Here is a 25,390-nt window from a genome sequence, read left to right on the forward strand (position 1 = left end):
CCCATGCAGGAACTGCGCGGCAAGCTGGCGGAGCTTCGCGGAGAACTGGAGTCCTTCAGCACGGGCGTGGTGGCCCGGGTGAAGCCGATTCGGGACGAGGTCGAGACGCTGGCGGGGAAGATCGAATCGGCCCTGGCGGCCCTGCGCCCCGAGGTGGAGAAGGTGGGCGGGGAGCTGTCGCAGAAGATCGATTCGCTGGACGCCGAGCTGGCGAAGATGGAGCCCTGAGTGAAGGCGCTGTGGACGCGATTCGACAAGGCCGCGGAAGAGGTGCTCGCCCTGCGGCAGAAGCTCGACACCTCCGCGGGCCGGGTCCGGAGCAGCGTGACGGAGATGGAGCCGGCGGTCTCCTCTCGTTGCCAGGCCCTCGAGGGCCAGGTGAAGGGCAAGGAGCAGTCCTTCGCGCAGCAGCTCGACGGGCTGGGCAAGCAGGTGGGGGAGCGCTGTGAGTCGCTCGTCTCCGAGCTGGGCTCGGCGCTCGAGAAGCGCAAGGACGCACTGCAGGAGAAGCTGAAGGAGCGCGAGAAGCAGTTGCAGGACGAGCACGAGAAGCTCCGCGCGCAGGCCGAGCAGGAGGTGAAGAAGGTCACCGCCCAGCACGAGGCCACCCTGAAGCAGCGCGAGGGGGAGCTCCAGAAGCTCCGCGCGCAGGCGGGGAAGAAGGCCTCCTCGGAGCTCGCGTCGCGCGAGAAGCAGCTCCAGGAGGAGATCCAGAAGGCCCGTGGCCTGGTGGAGCAGGAGAAGAAGAAGCTCGAGGAGCGCGAGAAGCAGCTGAAGGAGCAGTACCAGAAGCTGCGCGACCAGGCGGAGCAGGAGCTCGGGAAAGCCACCGCGGAGCTCGAGGCGCGCGAGAAGCAGCTCAAGGAGGAGCTCCAGAAGCTCCAGGGCAAGGCGGAGAAGGAGCTCCAGGGCGCGGCCACGAAGCTCACGGCCGTGACGGACATGCTGCTCGCCCCGATGGTGCAGGTCCGGGAGACGATCGTTCAGGAGACGCAGCAGCTGACGAAGGCGCTCGACGCCGTCATCGTCCCGCCGACCAACGCCCTGCAACAGGTCCACGACACCGTGAAGTCGACGAGTGACTCCGCGAAAGCCGAGGTGCAGCGGCTGGTGGGGCAGATCCGCGCGGGGCTGGAGCCGATCCGCACCCAGGTGAAGAGCGCCACCGAGGCGGCCAACCAGCTGCTCGAGACGGTGGAGAGCACCGTCGGCCAGGCGCTGACGACCGGGCGGGAGCAGCTCAACCAGATGCTCGACCTGATCGAGAAGACGCTGGGCGAGCAGGTGCAGCAGCTGGCCGACGGCATCCAGGCGGTGGAGCATCTGCTCGATCAGGTGCAGCAACAGATCGACACGGTCGTCAACCAGGGGACCGTGTCCATCGATGCGCTGATGAAGACGGCGATCGCCACCTTCGCGTCCATCGAATCGCCCGTGAAGCAGACGATCGACGCCACGCTGTCCGTGCTCGATGGCCTGATGGACACACTGGCGGAGATCGAGAAGCAGATCCAGGCGGTCTTCACGGCCCTGCCCGAGAAGCTCGAGCAGCTCCAGACGCTCTACAAGACGCTGGTCGGCACGCTGGAGTCCCTGCTGGCCAAGGCCGTGCAGTTGCTGGAGGCCATTCCCGCCTCGGACCTGCCCAAGCCGCTGGTGGACCCGGCCATGCAGGCCATCACCAAGGTGGTGAACCAGATCTCCACCCAGCTCGGCACCATCACCAGCCAGATCGGCGAGCAGATCACCTCATTGCAGCAACAGCTCGTCACCCAGGTGGAGCAGATCCAGACCCAGGCCGTGCAGCAGGTGGAGACGCTGAAGCAGCAGTTGGTGCAGCAGATCGACACCCTGAAGCAGTCGGTGCAGGCCACCATCGACCAGGCCGTGCAGCAGGTGGAGCAGTTGGTGGCGCAGATCGCGACGCAGATCGCGACCGCTCGCGATCAGATCGTGAAGCAGGTGGAGGCGCTCCAGAAGCAGGTGTCCGAGCGCGTGGAGACGCTCAAGGAGGACGTGAAGACGCGGCTCCAGACGTTCCAGCAGAGCCTCGAGGACGGGGTGAAGAGCGCGACCGACGAGGTGGCGAAGCTGGGCAAGACGATCGAGGACAAGGTGGCCGCCGCCCAGACGGAGCTACAGACCCGGCTCGACACGGCCCGCACCGCGGTGGAGCAGGCGCTCACGGAGGCGGACAAGGCCCGGCAGCGCATCGAGGACGAGCTCACCGCGCGGATGGATCCGGTGCTCACCGGCTTCTCGAAACAGGCCGGGGAGGTCATGAGCGCGGCGGAGAAGCAGATCGACGGGATGGCGGGCCGGGTGGACGCGACCCGGGAGCAGCTGTTCGCGCCCCTGGACAAGATCGGCACGTCGGTCGATCAGACCACCCTCTTCGAGCAGCCGCTGAAGCAGGCGCGCGAGTGGGTGGACAAGATGATGGAAGGGGCCGACGCCCAGGTGCGCGCGCTGGCGGCCTGAGCTACTTGCCGCCGCCGCCGAACTTCGGCAGCTCCGGCATCTTCTCCGGGAGCTTGGGCATCTCCATGCCCCCGCCCTTCTTGGACTCTTCCGGTGCCGCGGGCTGTTGTTGTTCCGCCGGGATGGCCGGAGGAATCGAGTCGCTCAGGATGCGGCTCACCGTCAGCTCGACATCCACCGCGGTGGGCGCCGGGGGGCTGAGCAGCAACTGCCAGTTGCCGTCCGGGGCGGTGAAGAGGAAGGAGACGGCCAACGCTCCACCCTCCTTCGGCGTCTTCACCTGGAAGCGCTGGATGGTGCCTGGGTAGATGACGGCCGTCTGCAGCACGGTGTTGTCCGGGGCCCCCACCTTCTCGGCCACCTCGGAATACGCCTCGTTGGCGTACTGCTTGGGATCCACCTCGCGGACGAGCATGTACATCGGCCGGCCCAGGTTGGTCCCCGGAGGGGATTTGACGTTGAGGTTGATGGTGCTCGGCGCACAGGCGCCGAGCAGCAGCGCGGACAGGGTCGTCAGTCGATACAAGCGTGCGCTCATCGCGGCACCTCACGGAAGGGAACCCAGGGATCTCCCTTGAGCCCGAAGCTGATGTCCAACCCCTTCTTGCTCACGCCGTTGCCCTGAAGGGCGAGACTCCACTGCCGGCGCTGATCGGTGGTGATGGCGGCCTCCTCGAAGAGGCGGAAGCAGCTCCAGGCGGAGCGGTTCCAGGGAAGCGACAGGTACTGGGGAACGTCGCGAGCGGGCGAGCGCAGCTCCAACACGATGGAGGACACCTGCTGATCCCACCAGTTCAGGGGGAACTCCTGCCAGGTGGGACTCTGGTTGAAGCCGTACGCGGCCGTCTTTCCGCACTTGAGGGAGGACATGGTGACGAAGACGCCCGGCATCGGTGGCGCGGGCAGCGGCTGGGGCTGCACCTTCAACATGAGCGGCCGGGGCCGGCCCTCGTCGTCCCACAGCAGCTTCGACAACCGGGCCAGCCGACTGAGGGTGACCAGCATCTCGTCCGGCAGCGTCAGCTTCTCGCGCAGCGGACCGCGCAGCGACCACTGGGTGCCCCGCTCCGAACACACGCGGGAGAACGTCTGGTCCACGAAGTGCCAGAAGGCGCCGTCCTTGCGACGCACCACCTCCAGCTCGCCCGGATCCACGTCCTCCTTGGAGTCGGGGTTGAAGGGGTAGCGCTCCAACATGGGCCGCAGCATGCGCCCGGACGCCTCTTCCCACTGCCGCGACAGGGTGTTCTCCAGCTCCTGCTTGCCCAGGCGCTGCACCGCGAGGAAGGGTGCGAGGAAGGGATCCCGCAGATTGCCGGTGATGCCCTGCTGATCCAGCCACTCCTGCGCCTTGCGGAGGTAGGACCCCTCCTCTTCGAGCAGCATGGTCAGGGCCACCCGCTCCAGCGGGGTGAGCATGTCCGCGAGCTCGGTGGGGCCACCATCGCCCTGAGCCGGCGCGTCCTCCTCCTCCTCCGCGGCCTTCTTGTCCTTGGCCGGAGCCTCCGCCGCCTTGTCCTTGCCGTCCTTGTCCGTGTTGGCCTTCTTTCTGGACACGGCATCCAGCTCGTCGTGCATCTGCGCCACGAGCGCGTGGTACGGAGCGAGCGCGGCGTAGTAGCCGCTCTTGTCCGCGGTCATGAGCTGGACGATGGGCCTGAAGGGCGCCACGGCGTTGCGCAGCGGCTCGTAGTAGGGCCCCTCCAGGGGGTCGAGGTTGGCCTGGGTGGCCACCTTGCGCAGCATGTCGACCTGGTCCGAGGAGGGCTGGGTGAGCCGGGACAATTCATCGAGCAGGTTGATGCGCGCGGCCCTGAACCTGTAGTCGGCGATCCTGCGGAAGAGGCCCTCGCGGTAGCCACGGGAGAACACGGCCACGCGCTTCTGGATGAACTCCTCGCGCCTGGCGGCCTCCTCCGTGGGGAGCTGGGCGTTCTTCAGGCGCTGGGTGAAGTCGTCCACCAGCGGCTTGAGCTCGGCGTCGAAGGGGGTCCGGCTATCCACCAGCTCGCCCTCACGGGTGGCGGTCTGCGGGCCGACGGTCAACCTGCCGCTCTTCTCGTAGGAGTCGAGCAGCGACTGGAGCAGGTCGCGCGACAGCTGGGCCGGGCGGAACTCGAAGGACTGCTGCAGCAGCTCGATGCGGTACGGGCCCTTGTTGTTGCCCGTCAGCCAGAGACCATCCCGGGTGAGCAGCTCGGACGGGGTCATCTTCTCCACCGCCAGGAAGCCCGCGTAGGCCTCCTCCTCCATGTTCAGCACGGCGGCGAGCGAGTCCCGGTTCGCCCTCAACCACTCGAGCACCTGGACGGTGGTCTCGATGCCCTGGAAGTGGCGCGTGTTGACCTGCACCGAGGAGGCGTCGATCAGACTGAGCACGGTGGGCAGCGAGGCGTAGACGTCGAGGTCGGCCAGCTGCGCCTTCAGCCGCTCGCGCTCCTCGCGGCGCATGTCGAGCAGGGCCAGCCCCTTCGGCCCGGCCTCGAGGGTCTGCCGGAGGAACAGGAAATGATCCACCCAGGGCTTGAGCTGGCTCTCGAACGTCAGCCGATCCTCGTAGGGCCAGCAGGACCAGTCATCCGCCGCGGTCCCGGCGACCTGCACGGCGCCCCGGCGGCAGGGCGGATTGCGCTCCCACGGCTCGTCACTGGCGAGGACGTAGGTGGCGACCAGCGGCTCGCGCAGCTCGAGGGCGGAGATCCAGGTGCGGTTCTCGGTTCCGGCGGCGGGCTCCACCCCGGCGGAGCTGGCCTCCCTGTCGCGCCACCGCCGCCAGTGATGGGGCTGGATGGTGGAGCTCACGAAGGTGCCGAGGGCGTCCCGGTTCGAGGCGTGGAGGGTGGCCAGCAGGTAGACCTCCTGCTCGGGGCGGCAGTCCTGGGGCTGCTTGCGGCAGCGCTCGAGCGCGGGCCGGAGATGGCTCTCCCGGATGCCCTGGGCCAGGCGCTGGCGCAGATCCAACATCTCGTCGGGGAAGCTGGAGCTCAGGGGCGGCCACCAGCGCTCGGCCCGCTTGAGGTTCAGCAGCGCGTCCGCCGCTTGATTCACCTGCTCCTCGACGACCTCTCCCCTCCCCTCCAACCCCTGCTCGCGCTGCTCCGCGACGGTGTCCTCGAAGCGCTGTACCTCCTCCTGCGCCTCGTCCAACAACATGTAGAAGTGGGCGTACGCGGCCAGCACGGGCAGACAGCACACCGCGGCGAGGATCGCGGCGCGCCGCTGGTGGGTGCGCAGGTAGAGCTGGCGCAGCGACTGGTTGTTGCCCTCCTCGAGGACCATCGAGAGCGCGCCACTGGCACGCGCCTCGGGCGTGAGGGAGGAGAGGTACACCTGGGTGAGCCGGGGCTTGTAGGAGAGGGTGTCGCCCTCCAACAGCGCGGAGACGAAACGGCCGAGCGCCGAGAACGAGCGCCCACCCTGCGAATAGAAGCGCTCCAGGCGCTCGAAGGCGTCCACCGGGAGCGCGGTGAGCCCGAGGGCGAGGTACTGCTCCTGCCCTTCCAGCAGCGAGGCCAGACGGCCCTCCTCGCCCTGCTTGGGGATGTCGAAGGAGAGCGGCACGCCGTGCTGCTTCAGCAACCGGGCGAAGTCCTCGAAGCCCTCCAGGCCGTCCATGTGCGTCAGGCACAGGCGGGTCTCCATGGGAGCACCGCGGGCCTCGGACATGATGTTGAGCTTGCCGCGCAGCAGCTGGGCCATGCGCCGCTGCTCATCGGGCGGGGTGTCGGAGAGCCAGCGGATGTCCAGGACGATGACGGCCAGTCCCTTCTGCCGGTGGTTGAAGCTCTTGCGCCACAGCTGACGCAGGGCGCTCCGGGCGCCGAGCGATTCATCCTCCAGCAGCGGGGCCGACACCTCCTGCACCACGCAGTCCGGCCCCAGGTACATCTGCAGCAGCGAGTCCGCCGTGTAGCTGGGGAGGAACTGGCGGGCCTGACGCTGCCAGTCCACGTCCAGGCCGATGAGCTGCGTCTTGCCACCGCCGGCGGGCCCGAGCACCACCACGTTGGGCAGATCCACCACCGCTGCGCGGTTGGCGAAAGGCAACCCGTTGAGGAAGGACCGGCGCACCTGTAGCAGCCGGTTGGAGGCCATGGGGGGAGGACCGCTGTCCACCTGGGCCGGAGAGCGGCGGCGGCGCCACCACTGCACCAGCTTCACCACGCCGTACACGGCGAGCGCCACGGCGAGGATGACCAGCAACCAGAACAGGTACGGGCTGATCATCGCCCAGATCTTCTTGAGCGTCGTGGCGCTCGAGTTGACCGACTGGGCCCCCGCGTTGAGCGACTGCGTCCCCGCGCTCAGCGCCTTCGTCGGATCGACCGACGCCTGCGACAACTCCAAGACCATGTTCAGCAACTGCGAACCCACGGCTTACCCCCCACCGCGGGCCGCGCCCGCCCCGGAACGGCTGGAGCGCGCGGCCAATTGGAGTGCCTCCAGCACGTCTTCCAGCCCATCCAGGGACTGCAAGAGCTTCTCGTGCTGGGCCTCATGCTCCTTGGGAGCCAGTCGCGTGCCCCCGGCCTCCGGGAAGAGCGCCGCGACGCCCGCGCGCACCTCGTCCAGCAGGGGCTCCACGCCCGCGCGCAGAGTTCCCAGCTCGGACTGGATGGCCTGCTCCAGGCGCACCAGCTGCGTCCGGGGCCCCTGGAGCTCCATGATCCTCTGCGCTTCGGCTCTCATCTCGACAGCCACCACAGTAGCACCGGTACAGCCACCACCACGAATCCAGACACCGCGTAGTAACGCACGGGGAAGGCGTGGACGAGCGGGGCCTGGGCCACGGCAGGCGGGGGAGCGGGCACTGCCTCGGGCTTGGGTATACGAGCGGCCAGGCGCTCCTTGTACTCGCGCAGCCGGGCCGTGTTGCCCGCGTAGCGGCCCTCGAAGCCGGCGGTGAGGCAGAAGTGCAACATCTCGAAGACGAGCGGCGAGGCGCCCTTCTGCACCAGCTTCTCGTCGATCAGCTCGTAGAAGCGATCTCCGCCCGAGTCGATGCCATAGAGCTTGTACTGCAGCAGCGGCCAGTCGGCCTGCTCCATGTCCGCGAGCCGTCGCAGCACCAGCTCATCCACGAGGTAGACGAAGGGGCGCAGCGCCTCGTCGATCTCCTCTTCACGGTAGGCCCCGCCCAGGGTGCGCTGCAGACCGTTCACCTCGGCCAGGAGCTGCTGCTGGAGCAGCGCCAGACCCTGCAGGCCCACCCGCACCTGCGTGCGCTCCCCGCCCTCGCCGGGCTCCGGGGGCAATGACTGATCCAACAGCGCGCGCACCTGGCGATGCGCCCGGAGGATGCTCTGCCAATGCTCGAGTTTCATGAGGATACCTTCAACGGAAACGAACCCGCCCCGGCGATGGAGGGCCGCAGCACCACCGAGGCCTCGCCGTTCCACGCCTCCAGCAGCTGCTGCACCTGTTCGAGGAAGCAGGTCACCAGGGGCTCGGCGCCGGCATCGAAGGGCTCCAGCAGCAGCTCGTAGATGTGCTGCAGACCCGAGCCGCGCAGCGCACCGTCGGGAGCCACCGTGGCCTTGAGCTCCCGCATCCAGGGGATGACGCGGCGGAAGGGCTCCTCGGCGGGAGTGCCGAGGTAGCTCAACAGCGCGGCCAGCTCATTGCGCTCGAGGGTGGACTTGACCTTCCAGGCGAGCAGCCGGGTCAGCCCCGCCACGTCGTTGCGCAGCGAGCTCTCGCGGTGCGACTCGAGCCGGCCCACCAGCTGCCAGCCCAGACCCTCCACGTGCCGGCCCGGGGTGGAGACGTTCAACCGGCCGATGGCCTCGGAGACGAACTGCGGCTGATACCAGAGGGCCTCCACCAGCAGTTTCTGCGGCTCGGTGAAGGCCTGGGGCATGCGCACCAGCAGGCTGTGGCGCGTGCGCATCTCCTCGTCGAGCGACTCGTCCAGCTCGTAGCTGGGCCCCTCACCCGGGAGGAAGGCCGGGCGCATGGGGGTGCGCCCCGTCTTGCCCAGCACGAACACGCCGGTGACCGAGTGCAGTTGCAGCTCGCGCCCGGCGGTCATGCCGCGGATGGGGTACTCGGAACGGGTGCCATCGGAGACGATGGGCTGGGCGGGCTCGGCCTTGAGGTTCTCCACCGGCACGACGAAGGGGTGGAGGAAATCCGGGTGGGTCGAGCGGCCCACGGTCCAGGACTTGTCCAGGTCCAGGCACAGGCTGAAACGGGTCCACTCCTTGCGGTGCGAGGGCACCGACAGGTGGAGGAAGAGCCCCTGCTCGGGCATCTGGAAGAAAGAGCGCACGCGCTGCAGCGGGTGCTCGTAGGCGCCCGCGTCATCCAGGTCGCTGGGGGCGGTGCCGAAGGAGAACTCACACGGCATCCCCTGTGAGGTCTCACTGGCCGGGGCGTCGTACACCACGCCCACCTGCGTGAGGTGCTTGCGCAGCGCGTGGAAGACGGCCAGCGAGGGGCGGTACTCGTCCAGGTGGCGCACGTGCAGGCTGAAGAGGCCCACCGGATCGCGGCGCGGGAAGCTGGACTCGAAGCGGAGGATGAGCCGGTAGCGGCCGTCCTGCAGGCGCACCACCTCGGTGCCCGCCATGGAGATGGGGAGGATGCGCAGGTGGCGCCGGGTGCGGAAGGTACCGGGCACGCCGTGGCTGGGCGAGAGCCGCAGCTCGGTGTTCCTGGGGAGCACCAGCGTCTCGGTCATCTTCTCGGCGGGCAGGGCCTGCACCAGGCCTACCGCGGGCAGCGGCTGAAGCAGGAAGTCGAAGAAGGAGGAGAACAGGCGCAGCCAGGTGGAGCGCAGGTTGTGCTGCGTGGCCAGGCGCGTCTGCATCGAGAAGAAGGCCATGGACTCGATGAGGCGCCGCACATGCGGGTCCTCCCGGTCCAGCGGCACGGTGGGATGCGACGTCAGGAAACGCTGCCGGAAGCGTTCGAGCGCATCCAGCTCGTTGAGGTAGTCCAGGTAGATCCGCTCCGACGAGTCGCTCACCGCACCCTCATCCCAACTTCACGAGCGACCCGGCGACGGTGGTCATCGCGCCCTTGAGGTCGGCCATGCCCGAGGACTCGAGGCCGAGCTTGCCCTGGGCGGCGACCTTGATCATGGGGGCGGCCAGCTCCGCCTGGGCCTTGCCGGCCATCTTCAGGTTGACGCCCTCGACCTTGTTGTCACCACCCGAGGCCGCGAGGCTCGTCTGCATGCCCTTCATGTCGAGAGCGGAGGTCGCCTCGATGGCCACGTTGGCGCTCGAGGACAACTTGGCGTCCTGGGTGGCGCTCTGGGTGAGCTTGGCGCTGGAGGTGAAGGTCATGTCCTTGGTGCTCTCGAGCTTGAGGATGTCCTGGCTGGTCCAGCTCGAGGCCTTCTGCGATTTGAGGGTGAGCGTCCCGGTGGCGTCCACGGTGAAATCCTTGCACGTGATCGTGACGCTGTCCTGCTTCTGGACGTAGGTGCTCGTCTCCTCGGAGCCCTTGACGGTGATGGTGATGCTGGTGCCGTCCATCACCACGGTCTGGGTGATCTGATCATCGGCGTTCTCCACCTTTACGGTGACGCCTTTCTCCTTGTCCAGCTCAACGGTGCAGACGAGCTTGCCCATGGTTCCTCGCCTCCTCAGTGGGGGGCCGGAGCCCCCCTTGGCTTCACGACTGCTCTTCCTTGACCTGGATGAGCAGCGTGCCCTCGTCTAGCTGGATTTTCTGCGTGTCTTTGGCGTTCGTGCGCTGCATCAGGAACACGGGCTTGTCGTCCGTGTAGAAGTGCTTGAGCGCGGTCCCGTTCTCGGGCGTCTTCCCCACCAGCAGCTGCACGCCCTGCCCGTCCTGCGGCATGCGCGCGCCGGTGCGCCAGTCCAGGAAGCGTTTGATCCACGCCTTCTGGAAGTCGAGCCCCACCAGCACCCGCTCACCCTTGTAGGCAGGGAAGTAGAAGTGGCCGGGGAGCAGGTTGGGGTTGAAGGGAGCGGGGATGATCTGATCGGCGAAGAGAGGGATCTTCACCTTGTACCCGTCCAGCGAGGTCTTCGAGTCCGTGTAGGCCTGCCACGTCTCGTCCTTCTCCGCGCCCTGCTCGCTGACGATGAAGCCCTCCACGTAACGCGGATAGACCGGAGGCTGCCAGGCGGGCAGGTCCACGTGGGACTCGTCCTTGGGCTCCAGCCGGGTGCTCATGCGGAAGGAGAACATGGCATCCGGATCGTTGTACACCTCCTCCTCGCCCTGCTTCTCCAACACCTCGCCGGAGAGGTGCATGTCGCGGATGCGGAGGACCTGGTCCTTGGCCACGCCCGCGGCGCCCCAGGCGTCGTTGGCGGGCAGCTTCACCAGCTCCCCCGGGGTGAGCGCCTTCTCGGGGAAGGAGCGCCAGACGAGCTCCATCTCCGGGCCCCGCGCCTTCAGCCGGGCCGTCTCCAGGTCCACCCGGGCCTGCACCTCGTCCGAGATGGGGGTGCACAGCAGCACGTCCTGGCGGATGCCGGTGACGGCCTGCTTCTGCGTGATGGGCTGGGTGACGGGGCTCTCGGCCGTGGCGTTGAGCACGGTCACGTCATGGCGGATGACCTCGGGCAGGAGGATCTCCAGCCCGGCGAGGTTGTCCTCGTGCAGGTTCACCGGTGTGCCCGAGGTGTCCTTGGCGCCCGCGAACTTGTAGCCCTGCTTCGCGTAGTCGTAGGTGAACACGCCCATGCGACCGTGCACGTACCACAGCACCCAGTCGTAGAAGCTGGCCCCCATGCCCGGATCCAACCCCACGAAGAGGATGGCGTGCGAGGTGCCCAGACCGGCATCCCAGTCATAGGTGAGGCCGATCTTGTCGCCCTTGTGCGCGTCCAGCACGTCCTTGACCGTCTTGGAGGTGTAGAGGGCACAGGGATGGTGCTGCCGCCACAGCAGCCGCGCGGCATCCTGGAAGCGGATGCCATAGCGGCGATGGAGGATGACATTGCTCCCGCTGGAGGTGGAGACGAACTCCTCGACGAGCGTCTTCTCGGAGACGAGCCCCTTGACCGTCAGCGCGGTATGGGCCGGCTTCGACGAGGTCTCCCCGAGGACGCCCTTCACCTCGAGCGACACCTCGACCAGATCCGGCTTGAGGAAGTCCGCCAGCAGCGCGTCCTTCTCCTTGCCACCCCGGCCCTGGGTGTCCGTCAGGAGGAACTCCACCTCGCCTTCCAGACCCCAGCTCCACAGGTCCAGCGCGAAGCGCTTGATGCTGCCGGCGATGATCTCGTGCGACTTGCCAGCGATGGTGAGGGTGAGCGACACGGCCAGCCGCTCATCGAAGGTGCGCTCCATCATCCCTCCTCATCCTCTTCCACCCGCACCTGACCGCTCACGGTGTGGAAGAGGAGACGCAGCGAGCGAGGTGTTCCATTGAGCACGCCGGTCAGGATGAAGTGCAGCCACAGCCCCGAGTCCCGGCCTCGCAGCTCCAGCTCCGCGTCCTGCAGGCGCGGCTCGAACTGGCGGATCGAATTGAGCAGCTCGCCACTGAGGGTGTTCATCAGCTCCCGGGTGCCGAACTGCGCGGTGTAGCGCCCCACTCCGAAGCCCTGGACGAAGTAGCCGAACCCCTCCTTGGTGTTGAGGACGGCCTCCAGGTTCTGCCGCACCTGTGCCAGCTCGCCCTGCGTGTCCGGGCGCTGCCAGGCACTGGTGAACTTGTCGAGGAAGGAGGGGCGCGTCATCTCAAGCCCTTCGCCAGAAGAGGAACACCTGGGTGCCCTGCAGCGCGGGGGTGACGTAGAAGGCCATGCCGTTGTCGCGCAGGGCGTACTGCCACTCCTCGCCCAGCGACAGCTTGTACCAGGAGATCTCCGGGCCGAAGGCGTGGGGGAAGGCGGGGTGCGGCACGTGCTGGAAGGGAATGCCCCGGAGCGCCAGCCGGCGCACCGCGGGCAGGCGCGAGGGACTCGCCACCTTCACGCCCTCCAGGGAAGGCGGCTGGCTGGGATCCTCGCTGCGCACCAGCAGGTACAGCTCGCTCTCCACGCCCGCCTCCAGCGTGGGCAGGGGCGAGAGGATGAACTGCCCGTCCCGGCACTCGAAGGTCTTGTAGGTGAGCCGCGTGTCCTCGGGACGGAAGGCCCGGTTGAGCAGCTCCATCCACCCCCACATCCCCGCGCCCGGATCATCGTGGAGGTAGGTGGGCATCGCGCCCGCGGGCTCCAGCTCCAGGTAGCAGCACACCTCGAAGTAGAACTGGCGGAGGGCGTCGAAGAAGGAATACGGGTGGGGACTGATGCCGTTGCGCATGTCGGTGCGCAGGGCCTGAAGGCGGCGCACCTCGAGCAGGGTGCGGCGGGCGCTGGCGAGCCGCTCACTGCGCTGGTAGCTGTCCAGCAGCAAGGTGCGGAACTGGCCGTGGGCCTTCTCCAGCAACGAGTCCAGCTCGGCGAGCAACCCGTTGAGGAAGGGATTGGGGCCTACCAACAGCAGCGGCGGCACCTTCCGGGTGGAGGGCCGCCAGGTGCCATCGAGGTTCTTGGAGAAGGCCACCAGCTCCAGGGAGGAGAGGGCCCGGTCCACGGACTGCTCGCTGGAGAGCTGCAACCGGCGAAGCACGCGCTGCACGTTGGGCGGCTCGTCCGCGTACAGCGGGACGCCCTCGGTGCCGCGGGTGTCCTCCAGCAGGTGCAGGAAGACGGAGACCTCCGCGCGGCCGGTGGCTTCCAGGGAGAAGGACGGCAGGGCGGCATTGCCCGGCACGTCCACCAGGAAACCGCCCGGCAGGACGGCGGTCAGGGATGAGATGGAAAGACTGCCCTCGGCCAGCAGCGCCTCGCTCCAGGCGAGTGAGGCGATACCGACCTGAGGCAATCCGGACAGCTCGGCATGCAGCCGCGCCTCCGCCGAGAGAGCTTCGTCCTGGGCGCGAAAATGCTCGGGAAGGAGCGTCTGGCCAACCTGCCAGCGGACCCGCGCGAGCTTGGAGCGCTGCATGTCATTGATCCTGACGTGGAGTTGCTAGGCCGCCGCGTTGATGCCCCAGATCTTCGAGACGTTCTTGTTGACGCCCGTGGCCATGTGGACCGTCTGCTCCTCGGTCTGCGGCTTGACGCCGAGCTGGAGGGCGTAGACCTTGGGAGACTGCACCTCGGTGGACGGGTCGTCCGCCACCGACAGGTTCAGGTCGTTGCCGTTCTTCTCGAGGATGCCCTTGAGCTCCGGCTCGGTCCAGTTGGACTTGAAGTACTTCTTCTCCACCGGATCGTACTCGTAGAGGACGTAGGCGAACGTGACGTTCATGTCGGTCCAGCTGGTGAGCAGCTTGGCCGTCAGGTCCGTCTTGTTCTTCACGGAGATCTGCATGGACAGGTACATGGCATCCGTGGTGCCCGTCTCCCACAGGTAGTGGTTGATCACGCCCACGACGCCGGCGAGGTTCTGCCCCGGCTGCTCCGGATCCTTGATGCTGGTCTGATCGGCCGCCAGGACCACATCACCCAGCTCCAGCTTGGTGACGAAGCCCACCGGGGTCTGCACGTCCTTCTTGAAGTTGAACCCCTGGTAGATGTCCAGGGAACGAGCGAACTGAGGCATGGTGCCCTCCTTCTCTTGATTGGATGGGGACTGCGTACGGCGGACGCCCGGCTATCCCAGGCGGGACTCCAACATCAACTCCACATTCAGCCCTTCGAACTGGATGTGCGGCAGAACGGCCACCTTGCAGTCGTACCAGCCGATCTCTCCAGGACGCGATTCTACCTGGACGCTGACGGCCTTGAAGGGGAAACGCCGCAGCGTCACGTCGTCCGGGTTGGTCACGGTGGTGACGTATCCCGACAACCAGGACTCGAGCTGCCGCTGGACGTAGCCGGCATCGGCGGTGCTGCCGATGTTGTCGCGCATGATGCTCTTCACGTAGTGCGCGAGCCGGGTGATGGAGAAGGTGTAGGCCAGGTTGGTGACGAGCTGCGAGTTCTCCGAGTCCTTGGGGTCCTTGAACTTCCTGGCCTGCTTGATGGACTGGGTGCTGAAGAAGGCCGCCTCACCGGTGGACTTGCGGTACACCAGCGGGATGAAGCCGTTGCGGGCGAACTCGTACTCGCGATAGTCCGGGATGGCGATCTCCACCGGAGCCTGGATCATCTTCTGCCCGCGCAGGGTGAAGGTGTCCACCGGCAGGCCGGTGACGAGGCCGCCGCTCTTGGGGCCGCGGATGGACTGGCACCAGCCGGACAGCTCGAAGGACTTCACCAGGTTGCGGCCCATCAGGAACGCCGAGTTACCCCACAGGTACTTCTTGGAGTCGCCGTGGGCGTCCTCCTTGAAGTTGAGCACGTCGCAGGGGTTCTTCTCCGGATCCCACGGCAGGCGCACCACGTAGCGCGGCAGCGTCAGGCCGATGTAGGCCGCCTCTTCCTTGTCGCGCAGCTCGTGCCACTTGCTGTAGCGCGGGTGGCTCAGCACGCCATCCAGGTTCTTGAGCGACTCGAGCTGCTCGACGGTCTCGCAGTCGAAGAACTTGGGGCTGGCGGCGGCGATGAACGGGCAGTGGGCGGCGTTGGCCACCGTGGCCATGCGCTCCAGCCAGGTGAGGTCCGCGCGCGAGGCGGAGAAGTCGTACAGACCCAGCATGACGCCGTAGGGACGGCCGCCGAACTGGTCGTACTCCTTGATGTACATCTTGTCGAAGAGGGCGCTGGAGAAGATGCTGCTCGAGTTCTTCTCGAAGTCCTCGGCCAGCTCCTCCTTGCCCACATCCAGGAGGTCGATGGTGATGTCGGCCTGGAAGTTGGTGTTGTTGACGAGGTCCTCGAGGCCGCGCCAGGCCGCCTCCATCTGCTGGAACTTCTCGTGGTGGAGGATCTCGTTCAGCTGCGACTCGATGAGCTCATCGATGCGCGCGACGGCCTTGAGCACTTCGCCCTTGTCGAAGCGGACCTGCCCCACGTCGTCCTGGATGGGCTCGACGTTGTAGAGCAGCGCCGCCAGGGAGGACATGAAGCGCTCGTCACCCGGGACCTGCACCTCGTTGGAGGAAACAGGAACCAGGCCGGTGCCGATCATCGGCTGGGCGCTGGTGGGCATCTCGAGCCCGCGGACCTTGAACAGCTCACTGAGGTAATTTTTTTCGGCGGCCATGGGAAGGTGGTTCCTCGGCGTGGAGAAGGGTGCGTGGAGGGATCAGGCCTTGGCGGCCGCGGCGTTCGCGGCGGCGAGCGCGGGCTGCTCGGACTGAGGAATCGCCTTGGGCAGGCGCATGGACACGTAGCTCTTGAGCTGATCGCTCTCCAGGAGCTTCTGCAGCTGCTCCTTGTTGGAGAACAGCTCGTAGAGCGTGCGCCGCAGCTCCTTGCGGTTGTCGATGTCCGCCTGCATCTCCAGCAGCAACTTGCGCAGGAGCATCAGCGCCTTGAGCTTGGGCACGTGGTGGACGATCTCGTCCGGGTGGAAGGACTTCATCCGATCGATGGGCAGCTCGACCTGCATCCGCCCCTCACCATCGGCGCTGACCTTGTCGGCCACATCGAACGAGAGGGACATGCCCATGTCCTTCATCAGATCGTTGATGTTGGAACCCGTGACGGAGCGCATCCTGCGCTCATCCAGGTCCACCTGCCGATCCGTGGAGCTGCCGAGCGAGAAATCACCGAGCACCACGACACGGAAGGGGAGCTTCACATCCTCCTGCTGGCCGTTGATCTTGGTGCGATAGACGAGAGTGATACGAGACTTCGGCAGCTTGTCCTGAATGGGCACGGCATCTCCTTCACGAAACGGTCTGCGTCATTTGAGAACCCATGCCCCACCCCCGCTACCGCAGGACACAGACCGCTGTGTTCTGGCTCAGGAGTTTAGGGAGAAGGACTTGCATGGGTCAAGGAGGCCCCCCGCTCGCATCAAGACGCGGCGCGAGCCCGGGAACTCGAGGTGTCACCCGAAAAGAGAAGGACCTGTCGGGTCTCTACGGGAGCTCCGTGTAGAGGGTCGTAGCCGAGATGGCTCTGTCGCTCGAGGCGCAAGAACCCTTCCTGATCGCGCAGCACGAGGATGACGGTGAGCATCAACACCGTCTCGGCGAGCAGCGGCAGCAGATCCGTTTCGAAGCGACGGAGGGCCTCCACGGCCCACGGTACGCCGCTGCTGGAAATCGGCTCGTTGCAGAAGATGCGAACCTCCATGCCCCCCGCGGGGATGGAAGCGAAACCGCCCATGGAGCCGCCCTCCCCGAGCGCGCTGGCACCCAGCCGCACCTCGGACGCGGGCACCCGCTGGTGGCGCACCTCGCGGCGAACAGAGATCTCCGCGTCGGGGAAGACCTTGCTGAAAAGCCAGTGCAGGGTGCTCTGGCAGGTGGGGCGCAGCAGCCGCAGCCGGTCCTTCGCCGCCTCGGGCCAACCGGGCAGCAGCGCTCCCTCGCGCTCCGGATACAGCCCGGCGAAGCACTCCCACAGCAGCAGGTGATCGAAGAACCCGATGAAGCGCTCGAGCCGATCATGATCGAGCTGATCCATCGTCTGCATCATGAAGGATGGCAGCGGCGATTGTGCGCTGAGCAGCCCCACGTTCACCGTGATGATGACACGCTTGCGCGGCTGATGGATGAACTGGATGTCGTGCACCAGGTGGGATTGGTGCACGGTGGTCCGGTGGCTGCGGTACTCGATTTCCGCGTCGCCGTAGCCGGAAGTGGCCAGCACATCCAACAGCGCGGGCACGTCGAAGCTCCGGATGCGCTCGCGGATGCGCCGCTCGAGCGGGCCGTCCATGCCCTGCTACTCCCCTTCCCCATCCGGATTCGCGCTCTGCGCGAGGAAGGTCTGCAAATCCACCCGGTAGAGCTGGTCGAGCGCACGGAAGGACAGCGTCTCGGTGCTCTGCAGCAGCGGCTCCACCTGCTCGGCATTCGTGCTCAACCCGGCGAAGAACCTGGAGAAGAGCGCCGGCAGGTACACGCGCGGATCGAAATGCTCCACCACGTTGAGCACGTCCGCCGCCACCACGCTGGCGCGCAGGAAATCCTGGCGCTCGACGAGCGTGTCGAACGCGGCCAGCTTGCTCATCAACTGGGCCAACGCGGGAGAGACCGGCATGGAGGGACCGGCCGGCGTGGGAGCGGAGCGCATGGACTCTGCTGGCCGCGACGGCGCCTGGGCTTCCTCCTCCTCGGGCTCTTCCTCGGGCTCCGGCTCGGGCTCGTCCGGTGGAGCCGGGGTGGGCAGCGACGCCAGGTGGCCCTCGAGCCACTGGGAGAGACGGCGGAATGGAGCCTCGCACCCATTCCGGGGCATCACCCGGCCGAACGCGGAGAAGATCTCCTCGCTGAGCGCGAGCGCCTGCTCCAGGGGCTCTCGGTTGCTGGGGAGGCTCCAGCGCTGCCACGTCTGGTCCTTGAGGCGCTCGTGGTGCTCGAGGTGTTTGTTGAGCACCTTGAGGAACCAGCGCAGGCCTCCGTCGGCGAAGACGTCCTTGCGCTCGCGCGGACCGAAGGTCGGCCAGTTGAGCAACAAGGTCTTGGAGAGCGAGTGGAACACCACCGGCATCGACTCCAGGCCGCCCTCGATGAAGAGACCCAGAAGATAAGGGCCTACCAGCCGCACGTCGTAGATGCCCTGGCGCAGCAGAGCCTCGGCCGCCCGCGCCGCATCCAGGTAGTCGCTGCGGGACACCAGGGCGTTGACCTTCTCGAGCCGCTCATCCGAGCTCTCCAGGTCCGACGCCTCGCCGTACAGCGGCTTGTCCAGGAGGTGGATCTCGAGAGGAGGAAGAGGCTGCTGCTTGGCGGGTTCAGCCATTTTGCACCGTGAACTGCCCGGGGGAGACGACCTGGATGACGCCGCCCCAGTTGCACATCAGTTTGCAGTTGCTATCCACCGCCGGCATGTTGCCGATCATCACCTTGGGGCAACCCGGCACCCATGGAGCCGCCGTGGCCGGAATGCACGGCATGGGCGTGAGGACCCCCATGGCCGCCGCCGTCGCCGCGGCCACCATGGGGTTGGCCATCGACATGCACATGCCGAAGGGCAGGATGTTCAGCATCGGCTTGTTGTCCATGATGTTGGCCGCCGGCGTCGTGGCCATCACCTTGTTCGCGGGCAGAACCATCAGCGAGGACGGGGCCGCACCAAAGCTGCATTGGAGCATGGCCCCCGTGACGACCTGGACTCCCATGGCACACCCCTTCGTCGGACCGCGTGGGCCGCGCCATCGTCACACACCCGGCCCTCCCTTTTCCAGCAGATGGCCGCGCAGCGCGGTGAGCGCCTGGAAGAGAGGATCCGAGCTCTTCCTGTGGAGCGCTCCCGTCAGGAACTGCATGTGGCACCAGGCCTCGTCTACCTGCCCGTCCACCTTGCGAGGATAGAGGGGGATGAACTCGGTGCGGTCGGGCAGGTGCTCGACCCCGAGCTGGAGCTCGATGCAGCGGCGGAGCTCCTGCATCCAGACGCCCGCTTGTGGAGCCTGGGCTCCAGTGAAGACGAGCAAGACGTGGCGGTAGTGGCCGGCCACACCACCCGTGGGGGCAGGCACTACGGCGGCGCCACGCACGAAGGACAGGTCCTGCACGACCGCTGCAACCTCGGCGGCCGGGTAGACGCGCCCTTCCCTCCTCGCCGTGCGGGGCCCTCCGTAGTGGTACAGGCCATAGGAGCGCGTGAGGACCACATAAGCGGGCGGCCGCTCCTTGTCCGGCAACAGGGTGAAGACGCCCAGGTCTCCCGGCGCCTCCTGGCCGCTCATGTTCACGTCACGCAGCGCCCAGGCTCGGCCCGGAGCGGGAGGCGTCTCCGTGTGCAGATCCCTCACCCGTCGGGGTGAGCCGAGCACCGCGCCTCCGGCGGCCGCATCCACGAGCACGTTGGAGGACGGCACCGCGGCCAGCCCGCACTGCTTCACCCAGGCGCGCCAGGCCACCCAGTCGATGGGCTCCTCGGGGTTGCGGAACCAGTGGGCCACGTTCTTCAGCGGCGTGCGGGCGCGCAACAGCGCGTCCCGCAGGGCCGGGGTGACGCCGAGCGCGCGCACCGGGTGCTCGACGAGCAGCGCGGGGTTGGCCTCGAGGTCCGACAGCTCGAGGTGGAGGTACGTGGCCCCGCGCAGCAGCGTGGTGAAGAGGAAGGCCGGCAGGTGCTGCAGGGGGTGGTAACCGGGCGCGGCCAGGTGCTCTCCGGGACCGAGGCCAAAGGTGAGCAATCCATCCACCAGCGCCCCACGCCAGGCATCCTCCGCGGTGAGCAGCGCCGGAGTCCCCGACGGCTCCACCAGTGGCGAGAAGAGCAACCCCACCGGCTCGCCCGGCTTGTAGGTATGCGAGGTGAAGGCTGGGGAGGCCTGGCCCTTGCTCTGCAACAGTTGCTTCTCGAAGCCCTCCAACAGCAGCGCCTGGTGCGGCTCGGCGGCGATGTGGTCCGGTGCGAGCGCTTCCAGGCGGCGCGCGATGAAGCGCCGGCCCTGGGGCAGCAGGAAGCTGATGCACGCCCCCAGGCCCAGGGCGGCCACGAGTGAGATGAGCAGCTCGCTCCCAACGGGATAGAGCAGGCACACCTTGGCCCCGGCCTTGACGCCCTGCCGGGCCCACTCGGTGGCCCGCCGCGAAGCCTGCTCGTGCAGTTGCTTGTAGCCCAGTACCTGCCAACCGCTCCGCCGGTCGTAGCTGCGCAGGGCCACGCGGTCCGTGTTGCCATGGCGGACGACGAGATCGTGGAAGAAATCGTAGTGCTGGCCCGCGCGGCTCTTGAGGGGAGCGCCACGGCCCACATGGACCACGGCCAGGGCATTGGCGAACCCTTCTGGATCCTGCCAACTCTCGTACTGCCAGACCGGCACCCCTGAATCGGCGGGGGTGCCAGTCTCAAGCAGCTCGAGGATCTTCCTGACGTCGAAGACCATCCGACTACTCACGCCTCCGCCGCCGCGAGCCCAAGCGCACCAGCGTCACCAGCGCCACCAACGCGGCAACCCCTGTCTGGTTACCGCCCAGAGCGCACCCTCCCCCACCACTCCACTGCTGCTTGCGGCCATAGCCCGCCACCGGAATGATCGCATCGGCCACGGTGTCTCCCTGCAGCGAAATCCGCACCTCGTTCTCCACTAGGCCCGCTTCCGTGGGGGCGAAGCCCACCGTGAAGGTGGCGACACCGCTCGGCGGGAGGGGGACCTCCAGCGCTTTCGCCTCCAGCACGAAGGGCGGACCTTCGCCCTTTAGCGCCACCAACACCTTTTGCGGATGAGCGGACAGGTTGGTGATGGTGACCTCCTTGCTCGGCATTGGCTTACCTACCTCCACCTTGCCGAAGTCCAGGCTCTCTGGCTCGACGCCGAGGATGCGCTTCACCGCTCGGCCCTTGAGTTGGAGATTCGCCTCCCCCAGCCACGCTGGCTTCTTGGTGCCAAAGTTCAAGGTGATATCCGACGTGGTCTCCGACTGGGGTTTGTAACCCACCGTCACGGAGTAGCGCTCGCGAGCACTGAGCTTCCTGTTTTCCAGACTGGACCAGACATAATCGAAGGACTCGCCGGTGCTTCGCAACACCACTGGATTGCCGAGCTCGATCTCATCATCGCTCAGGTTGTTGATGGTGAAAGTCAGTGGGCGCGCTTCGCCCCCAGCACGAACCGCACCAAAGTCCAGCGAAGAAGGCGTGATGGAGAGCACAGCGGGGATGCCCGAACCCTGCAGTTCTACCTCGATCGGATGCAGAGCCTGGTCAGTGAAGGTGATCCTCAGCTTGCCCTTCACCTCGCCTTCGACCTGAGGCTTGATGCGCACGCCTACGTCCAGCTTATTGATGCCCGTAGCCGTACCACCATCTTGTCCTTCGGATTTGCCCTGCAGGTCGCGCGGCAGGGTGAGAGCAGGATCCCGCTCGAACGGTCCCTCCGTGGTGATCGACCTGATGCTGACAACTTCCTTGCGATTGTTGGTGATGGTCAGGGTGCGCCAGTTCGAATTGCTGTTGACGAGCTGGTTCCCAAAACTCAGTGGGCTCGGTTCGGCATGGATCTGATGACGGACTCCCGTGCCTCTCAGACCAATGGGCACGTTGGGCGCGTCCACGTTGTTGGTACTCACCATTAGATTGGCCAGGAATGTCCGTTCCTCAGATGGCTTGAACGTCACAGACACCAACAGAGAGGCCCCGCGAGCAAGGGTCACGGCCGAATCGGGCTTCGCCAGGGCAAAGGAGGCCATGTCCGGCCCACCCAATGTAATGGAGTTCACGGTGAGCGGACCGCTGCCCGTATTGGTGATTTTGAGGGTGGCTTCCGAGGGGCTGCCTACCAGCACGTCCCCAAAGCTCAGATTGGTAGGATCCAGCTTCAAACCTGGCACGGTGCCCTCGCCCCAAAGGTGAGCCTCCGCGTGCCCACCATCCGCCGTTCGGGCGTTTGAGTAGATGATGGCCCGGGCCTCGCGCGCGCCCACTTGCCGAGGCTTGAACTCGATCGGTACGGTGAGCGTCGAGCCAGCATCTACCGCCTGCTGGAAGGTCATTTCGGTCTTGAAGTCCAGTGCCATTCCCGCATCACTTCCCTCCACATCCGTGAAAGCGATGTTCGCGACGTACAGGGTCTTCTCACCCACGTTGTTGATGCCGATGTTCTGGACTGTGGCCGTACCCACGTTGGACTGACCAAACGGAACTTGATCGGGCACCAGGACCACGGCCGCGGCGACTCCAGTACCCGATAGAGGCAGTGGCAGCATGGGTGACGAGAAGGAATCACTTTCGATCACGGTGGAAGTGAAGAAAGTACCGCGCTGACGGGGTTTGAAGGTAACCGTGAGCGGCCACTCTTGTGGAGAACCCGTGTCAGGAGCCGGACCCAACGTCAGCGTGCCTCCGTCCGCGGGCAGTCCCGAAACAGAGAACGAGCTATCCTCGGGTTGTCTCACTCTGCGGATCGTCAGAGAAGCCTTCCCTGTGTTGCTGATGCGCACTTGCGCCTGTGCAGTAGCGGTACCATCCACATCCACAGGAGGGTCGACGAAGGCCAGGAAGCTGGGCTCCACTTTGATCTGACCAGCGACGCCCGTGCCCGTCATGGGCGGATTAACCCACGTGGTCGCGGAACTGCTGTTGATGAAGAGAGTGCCCGTCGCCGGGCCCAATTCCTTCGGAGTGAAGGTCACCTTCACGACCTCCGCTTGACCTGGATTGAGCGTCAGACCGCCATCCAGACCGGCATCAACATTGAATACCGAAGGCTCCACGACCTTGAAGACGCTGTCGTCAGAGGAGAAGAGTTGATAGACAAACAGTGGAGCCTGACCTTGATTCTTGATAGTCAACGCTTGGACACCACTGGTCTCACCGACACGTTGATTATTGAATTTGAAATCCGCAGGCGAGATACCCAATTTCGCAACAGTGCCGTAGCCAGAGAGCCCCACGTTCAACTCTGGAACTTCGCCGCCGGGATCGGTGATGATGATTCCTCCATCCGCAGCCCCCTCTTGCGACGGATTGAAAACCACATCAAACGTGTAGGGCGTGTGCCTGCTTATTGCGACAGGCGGCCGCCTGCCATTGGGATAGCGCAAACTGAACGGTCCTCTGACGGACGGCTCGCTCAACATCACCGTGGCATTGCCTGAATTGAAGACGGTAACGGACTTCGCCGAGCTCGATGTTCCTACCGGGATGTCTCCAAACGTGAGACTCTTGGGGTCGACCGACAATTGCGAGTAGGCGCCAAACCCTTGCAGCGGAAGAGTCATCCCACCGTCCGCACTGTTCAACGCGTTCGTCTGGATGGAGAAGGTGCCATTGTATATCATCTCCTTCACCTCCGGCGTAAAGGACAACACGAAGTCGTAGTGCTGGTCACGCTCAATGGTCCATGAGGCCGCCCCCTGATAGAAAAACCACCCGCTGGATGTTCCCCCGTCGGGAATCGGAGAAACATGGACAACCTTGGGCGATTGGAAAGTAAGAGGAAGCCCGCCGGTATTGGCGAGCCTCACCATCACCTGGGAGGTAGTGTTCACTCGCACGCCCTCGAAGTTAATATTTGTGAGGGGCGTCCCGGCATCATCCAGCGCCAACCTGAATTCGCCCCTGACAACAGCGCCTCTCCCCTTGAGTCCCACTGAGGAGTTCGGGCTGAATTCGGGATCGGCATTGCTGTTCCAGGTCAAAGCCCCGGTGAACGAATCTACGCTCGTGGGATTGAAGGCCACATCAATGCGTTTGGTTTCCCTGGAACCAAGCACAAACTGAGTGGGTGTTCCGGCAGGAGTGGAGAATGGCGCACTCGGCTTGGACAGGCCCGAGAACCTGATGGGCGCCGTGCCACGGTTGATGAAACTGACCGTAGCCGTCCCACCGTCCCCATCTATTCTCACGGGACCAAAGTCGATAAGACCATTGCTCGGTTCCATCCTGAACGCGGCTACCCCTTCGCCGGAAACTTTCTCCACACGACCGAGGCTCACGCCCCCGTCGTCTCTGAACTCGAGTGGAACCTCTTGTAGCCCCACATTGTCGGGGTTGAACGTCACCGTCAAATCCCGAGTTCCACCGTCCATGGTCATGTTGAACAAACCATACGGTGCAATGGTAAAGGACGTGCCGGGGATGGCTTGGGGGACAACGACGGGGAGAGTGCCGTCACCGGAGACGCTCAACTGCACCGTATCGGACACTGGCGTGTCTCCCACGATACGCTTTCCAAAGGCCAGCAAGGGCTTGCTCACCACCAACCGGGGATCCACGCCGGTACCCTCAAGGTCAACTGTGACGTCGGGCCTTCCGTCTGTGGCGCTGGTCCTCAGGGTGAGAGAGCCCGTTGCTGGCCCCGCGGCTGTAGGATTGAACACCACCTTCAAATCTGCGCCTTCGCCCGCATTCAAGGTGAAAGGGTTGGGGCCCGGAAGGGGGGACAATGCGAAGGGCCCCACGAGAGGAGGGATTGAGACAATCAAGGAAGCGTTGCCAGCGTTTTGTACCCGCACGGTCTTGGGCTGGCTGGCGATCCGCGCACGCTGCTCGCCGAATTTGAGACGCAGCGGCTCCGGCACACTATCAGTTCCATCGGTGTCCACATCATTGATATACTGCACCCCAAAGCCTTTGAGTTCAACGATAGTATCCCCGCCACTCCCGGCATTCGTGGCGTCGCTGTCGATGGTGAGGAAGCGGCTGACTGCCCCGAGGGCACTAGGCTTGAACGTCAATTCGATATCGTAAGAGCTATGCGGATCGATCACGAATCCCTGACCCGCGTCTCTACTCGGCGTAACGATGGTGAAGGGCGTGCTGCTGCTGAGACTGAGGCCAGAGACGTTGAGGGGCCCGTCCGAGTCGTTGTGCACCGTCAGCGTCCGGGTGGGAGCACTCGTCAGGTTTTGCTTCTGTTTGCCAAAATCAAGCTCAGGCGCAACCCGGATGCTGCCTCTTCGTTTCGCGAGGGACAGGGAGAGCTCGACATGGGAGACACAATAGTAATTTGTGCTGGGCTTGAGCGTGAGCCTGTTGATGCCCGCGTCTCCAGCTCCGTATCTGTAGCCACTGCCACCGTCGAGAGGTGCGGAGACAACCGGATCGCAGGCCCCCCCCCCATCAAAACAAGCGCCACAGACTCCACCCAACCTACCGCAACTGCGGTTCACCGCAGCGAAAGAGCCGAGCGAAACGCCACCATCACTCGATGAACCACCATTCAATTCGACCGTGATGTTTGTCGACGCATCCAAAGCACTCACACTGGCGCCATACACCTTCGCCCGGACCCCCACCACCATGGAATCGGATGGGACAAGGTCATCGAAGCTCTTCGTCCAACCGCTCACCCCAGCATCCCCCGGACAGGCATAGGAACTACCACCATCGGGAAGGCCGTTACACTCCAGGCAGCTGCTACCGGTGGTGCCGGGAGGAGCACTATTCCCGTCCCATGTCAGGAGGTGCTCCACGGTCGAGGCGTCCGGGGTCGAGGCGTCGAGCGCCGTGAAGCTCTTCCCCAGCGAGTCCGC

19 protein-coding genes are annotated in these 25,390 nt (G+C 65.7%); 2 read left to right on the forward strand and 17 right to left on the reverse strand.

The features are described 5' to 3' along the window. The first annotated feature begins 3 nt into the window (after positions 1–3). The gene (locus NR810_RS02155) at positions 4–228 is read left to right on the forward strand and encodes a hypothetical protein (protein WP_257446956.1); all 225 of its coding nucleotides are present in this window, start codon (positions 4–6) and stop codon (positions 226–228) included. Continuing rightward, positions 229–2,481 (forward strand): coiled-coil domain-containing protein, encoded by a 2,253-nt coding sequence (locus NR810_RS02160; protein ID WP_257446959.1) that lies wholly within the window; start codon positions 229–231, stop codon positions 2,479–2,481. A 1-nt stretch (position 2,482) separates the two neighbouring features. On the opposite strand, the gene NR810_RS02165 is transcribed toward NR810_RS02160, so the two are convergent. From NR810_RS02165 to NR810_RS02245, 17 genes are all read right to left on the reverse strand, one after another. Continuing rightward, positions 2,483–3,019: a hypothetical protein gene (locus tag NR810_RS02165; RefSeq protein WP_257446961.1), complete on the reverse strand. Its 537-nt coding sequence runs from the start codon at positions 3,017–3,019 to the stop codon at positions 2,483–2,485. Next, complete coding sequence (locus NR810_RS02170; RefSeq protein ID WP_257446964.1) at positions 3,016–6,855, reverse strand: type VI secretion protein IcmF/TssM N-terminal domain-containing protein; 3,840 nt, start codon at positions 6,853–6,855, stop codon at positions 3,016–3,018. The genes NR810_RS02165 and NR810_RS02170 overlap by 4 nt, the downstream gene beginning before the upstream one ends. 3 nt (positions 6,856–6,858) lie before the next feature. Next, positions 6,859–7,170: a hypothetical protein gene (locus NR810_RS02175; protein WP_257446967.1), complete on the reverse strand. Its 312-nt coding sequence runs from the start codon at positions 7,168–7,170 to the stop codon at positions 6,859–6,861. Continuing rightward, on the reverse strand, positions 7,167–7,805 hold the full coding sequence (locus NR810_RS02180) for a DotU family type IV/VI secretion system protein (protein WP_257446969.1): 639 nt from the start codon (positions 7,803–7,805) through the stop codon (positions 7,167–7,169). Before NR810_RS02180 ends, NR810_RS02175 begins: the two co-directional genes overlap by 4 nt. After that, positions 7,802–9,451 (reverse strand): type VI secretion system baseplate subunit TssF, encoded by a 1,650-nt coding sequence (locus NR810_RS02185; RefSeq protein WP_257446978.1) that lies wholly within the window; start codon positions 9,449–9,451, stop codon positions 7,802–7,804. Before NR810_RS02185 ends, NR810_RS02180 begins: the two co-directional genes overlap by 4 nt. A 7-nt stretch (positions 9,452–9,458) precedes the next feature. Continuing rightward, the gene (locus NR810_RS02190; protein WP_257446980.1) at positions 9,459–10,061 is read right to left on the reverse strand and encodes a hypothetical protein; all 603 of its coding nucleotides are present in this window, start codon (positions 10,059–10,061) and stop codon (positions 9,459–9,461) included. Positions 10,062–10,104: 43 nt separating this feature from the next. Continuing rightward, a complete protein-coding gene (locus NR810_RS02195; RefSeq protein ID WP_257446982.1) occupies positions 10,105–11,760 on the reverse strand; it encodes a hypothetical protein in 1,656 nt (551 codons plus the stop codon). Next, the gene (locus tag NR810_RS02200; RefSeq protein WP_257446985.1) at positions 11,757–12,149 is read right to left on the reverse strand and encodes a GPW/gp25 family protein; all 393 of its coding nucleotides are present in this window, start codon (positions 12,147–12,149) and stop codon (positions 11,757–11,759) included. Before NR810_RS02200 ends, NR810_RS02195 begins: the two co-directional genes overlap by 4 nt. Position 12,150: 1 nt before the next feature. Then, positions 12,151–13,404, reverse strand: a complete 1,254-nt coding sequence (gene tssK / locus NR810_RS02205; RefSeq protein ID WP_257446989.1) for a type VI secretion system baseplate subunit TssK — start codon at positions 13,402–13,404, stop codon at positions 12,151–12,153. Between the two features lie 24 nt (positions 13,405–13,428). Further along, positions 13,429–14,004 (reverse strand): hypothetical protein, encoded by a 576-nt coding sequence (locus NR810_RS02210; protein ID WP_257446994.1) that lies wholly within the window; start codon positions 14,002–14,004, stop codon positions 13,429–13,431. Positions 14,005–14,055: 51 nt separating this feature from the next. Next, positions 14,056–15,549 carry a type VI secretion system contractile sheath large subunit gene (gene tssC / locus NR810_RS02215; protein WP_257446996.1) on the reverse strand — a complete coding sequence of 498 codons (1,494 nt, stop codon included), beginning with the start codon at positions 15,547–15,549 and terminating at the stop codon, positions 14,056–14,058. Positions 15,550–15,591: 42 nt separating this feature from the next. Next, the gene (gene tssB, locus NR810_RS02220) at positions 15,592–16,167 is read right to left on the reverse strand and encodes a type VI secretion system contractile sheath small subunit (RefSeq protein ID WP_257446999.1); all 576 of its coding nucleotides are present in this window, start codon (positions 16,165–16,167) and stop codon (positions 15,592–15,594) included. A gap of 140 nt (positions 16,168–16,307) precedes the next feature. Continuing rightward, complete coding sequence (locus NR810_RS02225) at positions 16,308–17,177, reverse strand: hypothetical protein (protein WP_257447002.1); 870 nt, start codon at positions 17,175–17,177, stop codon at positions 16,308–16,310. Positions 17,178–17,183: 6 nt separating this feature from the next. Beyond that, complete coding sequence (locus NR810_RS02230) at positions 17,184–18,203, reverse strand: type VI secretion system protein IglI family protein (RefSeq protein WP_257447005.1); 1,020 nt, start codon at positions 18,201–18,203, stop codon at positions 17,184–17,186. Beyond that, positions 18,196–18,582: a DUF4280 domain-containing protein gene (locus NR810_RS02235; protein ID WP_257447008.1), complete on the reverse strand. Its 387-nt coding sequence runs from the start codon at positions 18,580–18,582 to the stop codon at positions 18,196–18,198. The genes NR810_RS02230 and NR810_RS02235 overlap by 8 nt, the downstream gene beginning before the upstream one ends. A gap of 39 nt (positions 18,583–18,621) precedes the next feature. Next, positions 18,622–20,301 (reverse strand): class I adenylate-forming enzyme family protein, encoded by a 1,680-nt coding sequence (locus tag NR810_RS02240; protein ID WP_257447010.1) that lies wholly within the window; start codon positions 20,299–20,301, stop codon positions 18,622–18,624. 4 nt (positions 20,302–20,305) lie between these two features. Then, the gene (locus tag NR810_RS02245; RefSeq protein ID WP_257447012.1) at positions 20,306–25,207 is read right to left on the reverse strand and encodes a choice-of-anchor D domain-containing protein; all 4,902 of its coding nucleotides are present in this window, start codon (positions 25,205–25,207) and stop codon (positions 20,306–20,308) included. Between the last annotated feature and the right edge of the window lie 183 nt (positions 25,208–25,390).

This window comes from Archangium lipolyticum (assembly GCF_024623785.1).
GTDB lineage: Bacteria > Myxococcota > Myxococcia > Myxococcales > Myxococcaceae > Archangium > Archangium lipolyticum.